This is a genomic window from Marinobacter zhejiangensis (genome assembly GCF_900114775.1).
Taxonomy (GTDB): Bacteria; Pseudomonadota; Gammaproteobacteria; order Pseudomonadales; family Oleiphilaceae; genus Marinobacter; species Marinobacter zhejiangensis.
Map to the genome: position 1 here is coordinate 889,832 of NZ_FOUE01000002.1, position 12,976 is coordinate 902,807.

General features: G+C 56.9%; 12 protein-coding genes and 2 tRNA genes. 11 read left to right on the top strand and 3 right to left on the bottom strand.

The features are described 5' to 3' along the window. Positions 1–29: 29 nt before the first annotated feature. The 11 genes from BMZ67_RS09460 (at position 30) to BMZ67_RS09515 (ending at position 8,026) form a co-directional block, all read left to right on the top strand. Positions 30–278: a YheU family protein gene (locus BMZ67_RS09460; RefSeq protein ID WP_092021914.1), complete on the top strand. Its 249-nt coding sequence runs from the start codon at positions 30–32 to the stop codon at positions 276–278. Positions 279–387: 109 nt separating this feature from the next. Next, positions 388–1,047 carry a UvrY/SirA/GacA family response regulator transcription factor gene (gene uvrY, locus BMZ67_RS09465; protein ID WP_092021916.1) on the top strand — a complete coding sequence of 220 codons (660 nt, stop codon included), beginning with the start codon at positions 388–390 and terminating at the stop codon, positions 1,045–1,047. Beyond that, positions 1,031–2,884, top strand: a complete 1,854-nt coding sequence (uvrC, locus tag BMZ67_RS09470) for an excinuclease ABC subunit UvrC (RefSeq protein WP_092021918.1) — start codon at positions 1,031–1,033, stop codon at positions 2,882–2,884. Before uvrY ends, uvrC begins: the two co-directional genes overlap by 17 nt. 6 nt (positions 2,885–2,890) lie before the next feature. Continuing rightward, on the top strand, positions 2,891–3,487 hold the full coding sequence (gene pgsA / locus BMZ67_RS09475; protein ID WP_092021920.1) for a CDP-diacylglycerol--glycerol-3-phosphate 3-phosphatidyltransferase: 597 nt from the start codon (positions 2,891–2,893) through the stop codon (positions 3,485–3,487). A gap of 107 nt (positions 3,488–3,594) precedes the next feature. After that, positions 3,595–3,670: transfer RNA gene (locus tag BMZ67_RS09480), tRNA-Gly, on the top strand. A 99-nt stretch (positions 3,671–3,769) separates the two neighbouring features. Continuing rightward, a tRNA-Cys gene (locus BMZ67_RS09485) sits at positions 3,770–3,843 on the top strand. A gap of 568 nt (positions 3,844–4,411) precedes the next feature. Beyond that, positions 4,412–4,810: a hypothetical protein gene (locus BMZ67_RS09495; protein WP_175481877.1), complete on the top strand. Its 399-nt coding sequence runs from the start codon at positions 4,412–4,414 to the stop codon at positions 4,808–4,810. Next, entirely contained in the window at positions 4,810–5,205 is a 396-nt protein-coding gene (locus BMZ67_RS09500) for an HIT family protein (protein ID WP_092021926.1), read from the top strand. The genes BMZ67_RS09495 and BMZ67_RS09500 overlap by 1 nt, the downstream gene beginning before the upstream one ends. Continuing rightward, positions 5,202–6,506, top strand: a complete 1,305-nt coding sequence (locus BMZ67_RS09505; protein ID WP_092021928.1) for a protein NO VEIN domain-containing protein — start codon at positions 5,202–5,204, stop codon at positions 6,504–6,506. Before BMZ67_RS09500 ends, BMZ67_RS09505 begins: the two co-directional genes overlap by 4 nt. Positions 6,507–6,656: 150 nt before the next feature. Then, positions 6,657–7,319, top strand: coding sequence for a hypothetical protein (locus tag BMZ67_RS09510; protein ID WP_139214355.1), 663 nt, complete (start codon positions 6,657–6,659; stop codon positions 7,317–7,319). After that, positions 7,316–8,026: a hypothetical protein gene (locus BMZ67_RS09515; protein WP_092021930.1), complete on the top strand. Its 711-nt coding sequence runs from the start codon at positions 7,316–7,318 to the stop codon at positions 8,024–8,026. The genes BMZ67_RS09510 and BMZ67_RS09515 overlap by 4 nt, the downstream gene beginning before the upstream one ends. A 49-nt stretch (positions 8,027–8,075) precedes the next feature. Here the strand turns inward: BMZ67_RS09515 and BMZ67_RS09520 are convergent, their stop codons facing one another. Genes BMZ67_RS09520 through BMZ67_RS09530 form a run of 3 tightly spaced genes read right to left on the bottom strand, consistent with a single transcriptional unit; the run spans position 8,076 to position 12,945 of the window. After that, positions 8,076–9,638, bottom strand: coding sequence for an FGGY-family carbohydrate kinase (locus BMZ67_RS09520; RefSeq protein WP_092021931.1), 1,563 nt, complete (start codon positions 9,636–9,638; stop codon positions 8,076–8,078). Then, complete coding sequence (locus BMZ67_RS09525; RefSeq protein ID WP_245749921.1) at positions 9,625–11,322, bottom strand: glycerol-3-phosphate dehydrogenase/oxidase; 1,698 nt, start codon at positions 11,320–11,322, stop codon at positions 9,625–9,627. The genes BMZ67_RS09520 and BMZ67_RS09525 overlap by 14 nt, the downstream gene beginning before the upstream one ends. An 18-nt stretch (positions 11,323–11,340) precedes the next feature. Next, complete coding sequence (locus tag BMZ67_RS09530; protein WP_092021933.1) at positions 11,341–12,945, bottom strand: FAD-binding oxidoreductase; 1,605 nt, start codon at positions 12,943–12,945, stop codon at positions 11,341–11,343. Positions 12,946–12,976: the final 31 nt, after the last annotated feature.

The window sequence follows — 12,976 nt, forward strand, 5'->3', positions numbered from 1 at the left end:
GGATAAACAGGCTGGAGCCAGAGAATAGTATGGATAGTTCTGATGGGGATCCCCGCCAGGAGCGTTTTGTGGTCGATGCCGACCTGATTCCGGACGATCAGCTCATGGGGTTGGTGGAGGAATACTGTACCCGATACCATGGCCTGAACGACCTCGAATCCCCTATGGATGAGCGTGGCCGGGTCATGGCTGCCGTCAGACGGGGGGAGTTGGTGGTCTGGTTTGATCCGGCTGAAAATACGGCTGGACTTGGTCCAGTGGCCAGCGCAGCCAATTGATATTAATCAACTGGTCCCTACGATGCGCATCGACGTCACTACCCCTTGGTTGGCGTAGGGGGTACAATCCCTGTGTTTTTTGGCTAGTCGAACCCGCGAGAGGTGCGTGTTGATAAGGGTACTGGTTGTAGATGACCACGAACTGGTGCGGTCCGGAATTACCCGGATGCTGGCGGATGACCCCGACATCGAAGTGGTGGGGCAGGCATCGTCTGGTGAAGAAGCTATTGATACCGTTCGACAGCAGAGCCCTGATATTGTCCTGATGGATATCCGTATGCCGGGCATCGGTGGCCTTGAGGCGACCCGGCGTATCCTTCGGATCGACGATGCCATCCGGGTTATTGTGGTAACCGCCTGTGCCGATGATCCATACCCCACCCGAGTGATGCAAGCCGGTGCGACAGCTTATGTCACCAAGGGCGCAGACATTCGGGAGATGGTACGCGCCATCCGTATGGCCCACTCGGGCCAGCGTTATATCAGCCCTGAAATTGCCCAGAAAATGGCGCTCAAGAACCTGGGCGGTGATGTTGGCCCGGATGCCGGAGAGTCGGCCTTTGACCGCCTGTCCGAGCGGGAGCTTCAGATCGCCATGATGGTGGTCGATTGCCAGAAAGTTCAGGATATTTCCGACAAGCTTTGCCTCAGCCCCAAAACCGTTAACAGTTACCGCTATCGCATTTTTGAGAAGCTGGGCATTTCCAGCGACGTGGAATTGGCTTTGATGGCGGTCCGGCTCGGATTGCTCGATGCCGACAAGGTCTGAAGAGCAACGTCAGGGCTTTGACGCCTCCCGATTTCTGAAGCAGCTTACCGAGCGCCCTGGCGTCTACCGAATGTATGATGCCGACGGCGGCATATTGTATGTCGGCAAGGCGCGAAACCTGCGCAAGCGCGTCAGCAGCTACTTCCGCAAGAGCGGGCTGGCGCCGAAGACAGAGGCGTTGGTCGGTCGCATCCAGAGTATCGAAGTCACCATCACCGGCAGTGAAACGGAAGCTCTGCTTCTTGAGCAGAACCTGATCAAATCGCTGCGCCCCCCGTACAATATCCTGATGCGGGACGATAAGTCCTATCCCTATATTTACCTGTCGTCCCATGACGATTACCCCTCCCTGACGTTTCGCCGGGGGCGTACCAAAAAAGGCCGCGGTACCTGGTTCGGGCCTTACCCAAGCTCCGGTGCAGTCAAGGAAAGTCTTAATATTCTACAAAAGATATTCAAGATAAGGTCTTGTAATGAGGCCTATTTCAGGAATAGATCAAGGCCCTGTTTGCAGTACCAGATTCATCGCTGTACGGCGCCCTGTGTCGAGTACATTACCCCTGATGCGTATCAGCAGGACGTTCGCCATGCCACGATGTTCCTCGAAGGAAAGAACCCCGCGATCATCAATGACCTGATGGAGTCGATGGAGCGTGCGGCGAAGTCCCTTGAATTCGAGAAAGCCGGTGCCTACCGGGACCAGATCAACCACCTTCGTCATGTCCAGGAACAGCAGTCGGTCGATAGCGAGGGGGGCGATGCCGATGTGATCGCCCTGGCTCAGGATGCCGGTGTGGTGTGTGTTGTGGTTATTGTCGTTCGCGGCGGGCGTGTACTCGGTACCAAGGACTACTTTCCCCGCTACTCCATCGAGCAGTCCGATGCCGAGCTCATTGGTGCGTTTCTTGGTCAGTTCTATTTTGGCGGTGAGGTCAAACGGGACATTCCCAGGGACATCCTGATCGCGGGGGATGTTGAGGGACGGGAGCTGCTTGAGCAGGCTCTGGCAGAGGCGGCAGGGCGGGAGGTTCGTATCCGCGGCAACGTTCGTGGCGAACGGCGTAAATGGCTGGAACTGGCCGAAACCAACGCCCGCCAGACGCTACTTACGCATCTGGCCAGCAAGGAAACGGTCTATCGGCGGCTATTGGCGTTGCGGGATTTGCTGGAGCTGGATGCGACTCCGTCACGGATGGAATGCTTCGACGTCAGCCACAGCCACGGGGAAAATACGGTCGCATCCTGTGTGGTTTTCGATGAGAATGGCCCCCTGAAGTCGGATTATCGGCTATATAACATTGAAGGGGTGACTGCTGGCGACGATTACGCCGCCATGCGCCAGGTGCTTACACGACGCTACCAGAAGTTGGCAGCGGGCGACGGAAAGCGACCGGACCTGGTCTTTATTGATGGCGGTAAAGGGCAGCTCAACATCGCACGTGAGGTGTTCGAGTCGCTGAATATTTCTGATATTCCCCTGATTGGCGTCGCCAAAGGGGTAACCCGGCGTGCGGGCATGGAGCAGCTCATCGACGCGCTGACTGGTGATGTCTTCCGGGTGCCGGCGGATTCACCAGCATTGCACCTGATACAGCACATTCGGGACGAGTCCCATCGATTTGCCATCACTGGGCACCGGGCACGGCGAGATAAAAAGCGGCGCCAGTCTACGCTGGAAGGCATCGAGGGTGTTGGCCCAAAACGTCGCCGCGACCTGATACGGTATTTTGGTGGCATCCAGGAAATACGCAAAGCCAGCGTTGATGAAATTGCAAAGGTGAGGGGAATCAGCAAATCCCTCGCAGACAGCATCTATGCGGCGTTACACAACGAGTAAGATTGTATGAATTTACCCAATATCCTGACGCTTTCACGCATCGTGATGATTCCGGTTTTTGTGGTGGTGTTCTACCTCCCGGTTGAATGGCGTTACGTGGTCAGTGCCGCGATCTTTGCGCTGGCGGGGGCGACCGACTGGCTGGACGGCTACCTTGCCCGAAAGCTTGACCAAAGCACGCCATTTGGCGCCTTTCTCGACCCGGTAGCGGACAAGTTGATGGTGGCCGTTGCGCTGACCGTGCTGGTTGAAGAGCACCACAGCGTGATACTGACGCTGCCCGCCGTCATTATTATTGGCCGGGAGATCGTTATTTCCGCACTGCGGGAATGGATGGCTGAAATGGGCAGCCGGGCGAGTGTGGCGGTGTCCTATATTGGTAAGATAAAGACCACCGCACAAATGGGCGCGATCGTGATGCTGCTGGCATTTCCCCCCGGTGTTGCCTGGGCGTACGTTGGCACTGTGCTGCTTTACCTGGCAGCGGCCCTGACGTTATGGTCGATGGTGCTGTACCTCAAAGCAGCCTGGCCGGACCTGTTTCCGGCGGCAGGGCACGCACCTGCGCCTGAGTCTGCCAATGCAGAGGTGATCAAAGAATAATCAAACAGTTACGCGCTAATATTTATGAAAAAAGGGGTTGACTCTCAGCCGCGATCCATTAATATATGCGCCACTTCGACGGCAACAGCCAGTCGCAGTGACTCAGAGCGGGAATAGCTCAGTTGGTAGAGCACAACCTTGCCAAGGTTGGGGTCGCGAGTTCGAATCTCGTTTCCCGCTCCAATTTCTCTCCTGATCCAATCAGGAAGGAATGTAATATCAAGTCTCTCACTGTCCACCTGAGAGCACAAAAGTCCTCATAATCCTTCCGGACTTTTTCCAGGCGCGGTGGCAGAGTGGTCATGCAGCGGACTGCAACTCCGTGTACGCCGGTTCGATTCCGACCCGCGCCTCCAATTTTCTCCTTTTTTTATGCTCTTAAGTGATTTCACTTTAGTTTTTCCTGCTGGGAATTCACTGGAGTATATTCCGTAGTTTCCAGTCCAATTACGCACCTTTTCCGCCGATATATTTGAGCGTTGAGCGGATGCGTTTCGATGGTGTGGCCGCCTTTGTTGTCCCCCCCCTCCTGTTCCAGGAATTCTTTGGTCAGCACTTCTTGACGCGCCAATCTTTGCCCAGATTCAACGCACTGCAAAACCGGTGTAGGTATCTCAGCTATACCCGATATTCTCTGTGCCTTGAGAAGCCTGCTGAACCCGTAGGCGGGATAGCATTCAACTGCGTTCTGAAGGCTCGCAATCACCGGCGTATTCTTGGTGTGCCCAGACGATAGCGATACACGGAATCGTTTGTGACAGCGATCCTGCTACGAATTCTCGTCGAAAAGCTGGCTTTACGCTTCGCAAACTACGCAGGTGTTTAAATATTGGGGGAACGCTATCAGATTTAAAGGTAGGCTTACTCTAACTCAGGATAGAGCAACGCGATTTTTACTGATTAGACGTGGGGGAGCTCCCATTCATGCCGCTACAGAATCGAGTAAACCCAAAAGGCATCATTGAGTCCAATAGTGCCCGAGGGACTCTCATGGGCAACCGTGGAGTGCTGCACAATGCTTCCAAAGAGGTTACTCGCCTGTTCAAGACTAAAGCCTGGATTACCTGTGCACTTGAATTCAAGGGCCGACAAAGAACGCTAATGTCTCCAGGCGCCTATACAGAATTATTTTTCCTCGATGAAGTAGCTGCATTCGCCGCAGGACACCGGCCTTGTGTAGAGTACCGGCGGGCGCGGTATAACGAATTCCGCAATGCTTGGAGTGTAGCGAATAATTGGGAAAAGGGCTCGGTCGTTGCCACACTTGCCAATGGCTTCAGCCCCGAGTTTCATGCCAGCGGATTTCAAGCGGAGATTGAATAATGGATGACGCCTGCCCCTTCTGTTTCGCCGAGTCTGCATCACCGGACCGAGAATTGCCTTCGAACGAGCTGGCCTATATCCGCCTGGATGGTTTTCCGGTCAGCCCTGGGCATTTGCTCATTGTCCCTAAGCGTCACGCGGCCGACTGGTTTGATCTTACCGCTGAAGAACAGAAGGCGGTCATGGTGTTGGTAGAGGAAGGCAAGCGTTGGCTTGAGGTGAATTACCAACCTGACGGCTTCAACATCGGAATGAATTGCGGCGAAGCCGCCGGTCAAACGGTCATGCATATGCATTGTCACCTGATTCCCAGGTATCAGGGCGATTTAGAAGACCCCCGCGGAGGCGTGCGCTGGGTGATCCCAGGGAAGGCGGATTATTGGAGTAATCGGTGAGCCTGCTTGACTATGAAAGGCGATTTTCGGCCCTTCGCCTTAATGCCTCTGGCGGCAATAAGAGTCCTCATAAGGTCGCCATGTTGCTGGCGGTGATCGATCGCATCGAATCTGGCCAGGCGACCGATAACCGCTTTTACTTTGATGAGGGGTTAAGGCAAGGGTTTGGTCGGCACGTTCGGGAGCTGGCGGGTTCCTCGGATCGGAATAATCCCCACCTTCCTTTTTTTCATCTTCGTGGTGATGGGTTTTGGGACCACAAGGTTCGCCCCGGCCAGCGTGAAAGCTACGAGCGGCTGTCTACTGCTACGTCTCCTGGAATAATTGATTCGCATATCGAGTACGCCTTTCTGGACGAGGAGCTGTTCGAGTTATTGGGTAATCAAATAGTCCGGGAGCTCCTCAAGGCTGCGCTATTAACAAATCTGGATGAAAGCTCCAGGCGAGGGATCCTGCAGACACAAAGGGGATGGGATTGGCTCGAGTGTGAGTTCTTGATCGGTGAGTATATGGTCATGCTCGAGAAGCACCTGCAGGGCGTGCCTTACAGCAAGGCTGAGCATCGACGGAGCCTTCAACCTCGGCTGAACAACCGTTCGAATGGCGCGATCGAGTTTAAACATCAGAACGTCAGCGCCGTATTGCTTGAACTCGGCTTGCCATACATTCCGGGCTATAAGCCCGCTTTTAATTATCAGCAACAGCTCAAACAAGTTGTGCTGTCGTACCTGGCAGGTCATCAGAAGCTGCTGGACGATGTAAGTCTCAGTGCAGATAAGAAAATTACAGATCAAGATGGCGCCATCTTCACTTGGGATCGAGTGTTCGACCCCGATCCCCCCGAGCATATTCCTCGTGTCATGGAGGCTAAACCAAAGTATTTGGCCAGACAGGTGGATTACACCGAACGAGAATCCCGAAATCGACAGTTAGGTCGGAGTGCAGAGGCATTTATTGTGGCGTTAGAGAAACAGCGCCTGTCACTTGCCGGGCGCCCGGACCTGGCCGATGAGGTGGTGTGGTCAAGCGAAGATTATGGTGATGGTCTGGGCTATGACATTCGATCTTTCGACGCCCTGAGTGAAGAGGAGCGTTTCCTGGAGGTCAAAGCGACCAACTCGGGAAAATATCAGCCTTTCTTCATCAGTGAAAACGAGCGGGCTTTCTCCAATGATTTTGCATCGGCATTTCGATTGTACCGAGTCTATGAGTTTGAACAAGCTCCTCGGCTATTCGTGCTACCTGGTGCAATAGAGCGGCATGTGCAGCTGTCTCCGAAGGTCTATCAGGCGCGGTTTTAGTGGCGTGTAGAGCTATCAGTGATCTGATGGATGTATCGTTGTTGATTTGGTGCCGCGCCTAACAACGCGTCCTGGTCAATCTGGGTCTTGAATAAATTTAGATTGTGAGGGATTCTTGTCCTTTGTCCAAAAACAAAGGACGCAGCCTTTATGGATGGAATTAAGAGTCAAGACTTGGGTTTGTTGTTGAAGTTGGTTTCGCTACAGAAGCGGGAAGCTCAGGGGCAAGCTGACAACGGGCAAAAGGCGTGGCCTTACGACTGGCAGGACTGGGGCGGAGAAGGAGATGAATCTCTTGAATGGCAGATAAGAGACGATTTCAGTGATGAATTTTTTCCGGCAACCGTATACACCGTGCGGAGTCTCGAGTCGGAAACGGGCATTGGGAAGTCGCAGGTCAGTAATTCTCTACGGCGATGTTTGGATGTGGGCTTGGCTAAGAAGGATCGGAAATCTGGCGTGCCCCGCGTCAATGCGAAGCGGCTGTATGAGTTCATTGTATACGGCGCCAAGTACGTGTTCCCGGCCAAGCCCGGCCCACTGGTACGGGGTATCGGAACCTCATTTGCAGCTCCTGTGCTCGAGCATCGTCTTTTTAGTGCCGGTGAATGGCTGCCGGTATGGCCAGACGCACGGGGCAACAACAAAGGCCTGGAAATCAGCCCGCTCTTCAAAACCGTGGGCCACGCGGTGCGCCGTGACCCGGAGCTTTACGCCTTACTTGCTCTGGTCGACGCAATACGTATTGGCGGCTCCCGTGAGGCAAATTTGGCAAAGGATCTGTTGGAAAAGCACATGGACGTGAGTGAATGAGCATACCTGCATTACAAAAGCACATGGTCGGCAAGGTTGCCGAGGCGCTCGGTCCTGACCTGAGAGACCAGGTGGCCTTCGTGGGTGGCTGCACAACGGCTTTTTTCTTAACCGATCAGTTTGTGATGGAGCAGGTTCGGCACACGGAGGACGTCGATCTCATCGTCCACGTGATGGGCTATCCTGGGTTCCATACGTTACAGCAGACCTTGAGGGCAAAGGGCTTCAAGGATATGCCCCCGGATCCAAGCGAGAAAGCCCCGGTATGCGCTATGAGACTGGACGAATTGCGAGTGGATTTCATGCCGGATGATCCACAAGTCCTTGGGTTCAGTAACCGCTGGTATGCGGAAGCGCTGGAAACCGCCATACCCTATGAACTGTCTAGTGAACTTTCCATCTGGCTGGTTAGCCCACCCTATTTTCTGGCCACAAAGCTGGAAGCCTACAAGGGCAGAGGAAATGGCGATGCTTTGACGAGCCACGACATTGAAGACCTACTCACACTGATTGATGGTCGAGAGTCTTTGCTTGATGAGGTCAATGCCGCTTCAGGTGCGTTGCGAGGCTATCTGGCTGAGGAATTTGGGCAGCTACTTCATGACTCCAACTTTGAGTACGCGGTTAGCAGTCAAGCCGGTGGCAGTGCAGAGCGAGAAGAAATCCTGTTTGAACGGATTGAAACCTTGGCTCAGGGAAGGCCGTAGCTAAAGCAGTAATAGGCTGGCGGGCACAAAGCCCGCAACCTGTCCTCTCCTACCTCGGATACCCCGTAATCTCCCGAATCTTGTGATACAGCGGCTGAAGCTTTGGATACATGTCCAGGTAGACCTCCCGGTACAGGCGGTTGTATAGCGCGCTGGTTTCCGGGTTGGGGTGGAAGGTGTCACCTACGCGGGTCATGTTGGCGACTGCGGTTTTGAAGTCCCTGTGGAGCTTCAGGCCTACGGCGGCGTCGATGGCGGCGCCAAGGCCTGAGGTTTCGTAGGTATGGGGGCGTTCGGCGGGCAGTCCGAAGATGTCCGCCGTCAATTGCATGGCGGCATTGCTTTGGGAGCCGCCACCAGCCACACGCAGGCGCTGGATGGGCACACCACTTCGTTTCTCAATACGCTCTTTGCCTTCTCGCAGGGCATACGCCAGGCCTTCGAGAATGGCGCGATAGAGGTGGGCGCGAGTGTGGACATCGCCAAAGCCGATGATGGAGCCCTTGGCCTCAGGCCCGGGGTTCCGAACCCCTGGCGACCAGTAGGGTTGCAGCATCAGCCCCATTGAGCCTGCCGGTACCGCCTGCACCAGTTCGTCAAACAGCGCTTCTGGTTCAATCCCACGGGCTTCTGCCAATTTCTGTTCGCGCAGTCCGAACTGCTGCTTGAACCAGCTCACCATCCAGAACCCACGATAGATCATGACTTCCGTCGAGTAGTGCCCGGGTAGTGCAGACGGATAGGGCGGCATAAACCGTATGGGCTCGACATAGCGGCCGCTGGTGGTGTTGATGGTCGCGGTGGTGCCATAGCTCATGCAGCCGATGTTGGGGGTGAGCCCGCCGGAACCCAATATTTCGCAAGCCTTGTCCGAGGCAGCGGCAATTACCGGAAGCCCTGCAGGAACCCCCAGGTGGCTGGCGGCCTCAGGAAGCACCTGGCCGATGGTTGCGCCGGGCTGGACCAGTTCCGGGAGCATCTCCCGCGTTACCGGCATGGCCTGCCACTTGAAGTCCTTTGGTGAGGCCCAGCATTGTTTCTTGTAATCGAACGGAAGGTAGCCAACCTGGCTGCCTGTCGAGTCGCGAAATTCCCCGGTCAGCCGATAGTTCAGGTAGCCGGAGAGCAACAGGTAATGTTTGGTGTTTTTCCAGATTTCAGGCTGGTTCTGGGCAATCCAGTTGGCCTGCGTTTTTTCGCGGAAACGTGCGATGGTGTCTTCCAGGCGGAGCCCCTTGAACAGCCATCCCCACGGTCCTTTTAACGGGCCGTCGACGTGGGCGTGGCGTTGGTCCAGCCAGATGATGGCCGGGCGAAGGGGGCGGCCATCTTTGTCGAGGTTAACAACGGTTCCGCGCTGGGTGGTGACGGTGAGGCCAGCGACTTGCTCTGGACTGGCATCGGTTGATGCCCACAGCGACTGGCAAGCGATGCCGAGTTGTTCCCAGAAGTAGTCAGGGTGTTGCTCAGCCCAGCCGGGCTGCTCGGAGAAGTAGGGTTCAATTTCCTGCTTGCCCTTGCCAACCAGGTTGCCCCGGGTATCAAACAGCAGGGCCCGCACACTCTGGGTACCATTATCGATTGCCAGGATCAGGGGGTCAGTGCGACTCATTGGCTACCTCGCTGGTGTCCTCGCTGGCAAAGGGGGAGGAATCTGGTGACCCGACATTCGGGACGGGTGATTCTGGCGGTAGCGAGTAATGGCTTTGCCACAAAGCGAGATAGCGCTCGCGCTCTGCGGCCCAGGTGTCGCTATTCCAGCTGAGTGCGTGACGGCACTGGTGCTGGATGTCGTCCAGCCTGTGCCTGCCCCCATCGGGCAGCACCAGACCAAGCCGGGAGCGGCGCAGCATCAAGTCATCCAGGTGCACCACATCGGCATGGCCGGCCGCCCAGATCAATTCGCACCAGTAGGTCTCCGTGCCAGGGATGCGTGTCTGTGCTCCAGCGTCCAGAACCTGGGGCAAGGCTGGCCCATAGGAGCCCTGGAGTCGTTCCCAGTCGCTGTGACTGATGGATGCGGGCCGTTGGCCGCCTGGCTCGTGAGGGGCGGGCGGTGGGGTGAAGACCTTCAAACGCTCATCCGGTAGTTCCAGGTCGGGGAGGTACTGGCGACATTCGGCCAGAATTTCCCGGGCAATCTGCCGGTAGGTGGTCAGTTTGCCGCCGGCGACGCTGACGACTCCATTGGTGTCCCAGATCACATGTTCCCGGTTTTCTTTGGACGGGGATTTGCTGGAACCTTCGCTTACCACAGGGCGCACTCCTGCCCAGCTTGCGACAACGTCGTCTTTTCCGAGGCTGGTGCCAGGGAAAAGCGTTGTGGCGATTTTGAGCAGGTAATGCAGCTCCTCATCCGTGATATGGGGCTCAAGGTCCAGCGGTGCCGGGTGGTCAAGGTCTGTGGTTCCGAGAACGGTCATGCCGTGCCAGGGGAAGGCAAACACCGGCCGGCGGTCTTCCGGGTGAAGGAGGGATACCGAGCAGGAGACTGGCAGGGTGTCATAGGGAACCACCAGGTGACTGCCTCGCAATGGGCGTATGGTACGTCGTATCCCCTCATCGTTCTGGCTCGCCTGGCAGACGGCCGGTGACGTTGCCCAGGCGCCGGTCGCGTTGACAATGACCGCAGCGGATAGCTCAAAGCTGCTGTTTGCTGATGCTGCCCCGGAGGTATCGTGGAGGCGAACCAAACGGCTTGTACCATTACCACCGACAACGTCGGCTTTCAGGTAGTTGAGGCACCAGGCGCCGGAAGCTCTCGCTTCTTCAAGGATACGTTGGACCAGCCTGGCATCATCGGTCACCGCATCGGTGAATCCGCTGGCGCCAATCAGGTGTTCCTTGGCCAGGCCGGGCACCCAGTTCAGTGCCTCGGCAGGGTTGAGCCGACGGCGGGAGCGGCGTCCTGCGAACAGGTCGTACACTGCCAGCAGCAGGCCGAATATGCGCGGCCCCGGGAACTGCCGCCGGTAATGGGGCATAAGAAACTGCAGCGGGCGTACCAGGCCTGGGAGTTCCTCAAGCAGCCGCTGGCGTTCCCTGACGGCGTCCCGGGTCAGGCGGAACTGGCCGCTGCCGAGATAACGTAGCCCGCCATGGACCATTTTGGAGGAACGGCTGGAGGTGCCCCAGGCGAAATCCCGTTGTTCCACCAGGAGGGTACGAAGCCCGCTGGCGGCAGCTTCCCTGGCTACGCCGGCGCCAGTGATCCCGCCGCCGATTACAATGATGTCAAACGCCTGGTCGCCTGTTTGCAGGGCGTTGAGGGCGTCCATCCGAGCCGGTTGGCGCATGGGGAGGCCTCCGTTGCCTTAGTTGTTCCGGGACTGAATCAGGGTGCCGGGGTTTAACAGCTCGGCAGGATCGAACGTCTCACACAGGCTGCTGATGGCGGTCATGCCAAGTTCGCCTTTCTCGACTTCCAGGAATGGCGCGTGGTCCTTGCCGACACCGTGCTGGTGGCTGATGGTGCCGCCGTTCTCGACAATCACCTGAGAGGTGCTGGTCTTAAGCCGTTGCCAGCGGTCCTGGGTTTCCTCATAGCTGTCGCCGTTGCGGAAGACGTAGGTGGTATAGATGCTGCAACCCTGGCCATAGAAGTGGGACAGGTGGGTGAACACATGCAGGCGCTCGTTATTTTCCGCCAGCCCCTGACGCAGATTGTTCTCCATGCGGCTAAGCAGGTTGTCGACGTTGTCCCAATCGGTCGCGGTTTCCAGTGTGTCTACGGCATAGCCAAGCTGCCACAGGGCTTCCCGCAGGTACGGCATGGTAAAGCGCTTCTCGGCCCATTTGGCGCCCAGGTATTTGCCGGTATAGACCCCGCCTTGGGCGGAGCAGTATTTACGGGCTTCGGACAGGGCGCTGCGGCATTGGTGTTTGCTGCCGGTGACCCCAAAGGTCATCATGCACTTCTCGTCGTTCGCCCCTCGTAAGGACAGGAAGGTCTCGAGCAGGCGGATTTGTCCGGGGTGGCCAGCAAGCGCAAGCTGGGTTTCGGTTTCGATGGCATTGCTCAGGCGCAGCATGGACAGCTGAACGCGGTTCTGGACCAGTTCCCGGGCAGCGGCCTTGGCTTTTTCCCAAGACTGGAAGAACACCACATGGAAGCTTTCTTTCTCGGGCAACCGGGTGATGCGAACCTTGACCTCGGTAATGATCCCCAGGCGCCCTTCAGACCCCAGAATCATCTCACGGATATCCGGTCCGGCACTGGACGCAGGAATGGTGGGGATATCCAGAGTACCTTTCAGGGTTTCGATTCGCCCTCCGGCGAACAGTTGTTCAATGCGGCCATAGCGCAGGGACTGCTGGCCGCTGGACCGGCTCGCGACCCAGCCACCGATGGTGGATAGCTCAAAGGACTGCGGGAAGTGGCCCAATGTGTAGCCCTGTGCCCGAAGCTGGGACTCCACCAGGGGGCCTGGAGTGCCGGCGCCGAAGGTGGCGATCTGGCTGTCGGTATCGATATCCATCAGCCGGTTCATTGCCGCAAGACTGATGGTCAGCACTGGCTGGGAATCGGCCAGGGGAGTGATGTGGCCAGCCACGCTGGTTCCGCCGCCATAGGGGATGACTTTGACATTATTGTCCTTGGCGTAGGCCAGGAGCTCGCGGACCTCTTCGGTGGTTTTCGGCAGCGCGACGCCGTCGGGGAATACACCAAACTGACCGCTTCGCATCGCCAGCCAGTCGGCGAGGCTTTGGCCTCGGGCATGGCGTATGCGGACGTCTGCGCTGGTGTCGATCAGTTCATGGGGCGGCAGCCGCGATTCGGGCACCTGCTTGCGCACGGCTTCAAGGGTGGCGTCGGGCAGGGGGCGCGCTTCGCCGATGCGGTCGCTCAGGAACTGTTGGCCCTCATCGGGCAAGTTCAGATTGAAGTTTTCGTCTCCCCAGCCGTTCCAGCGTCGCATACCTGAAGCTCCTTTCTCGTTGTTTCTAGTC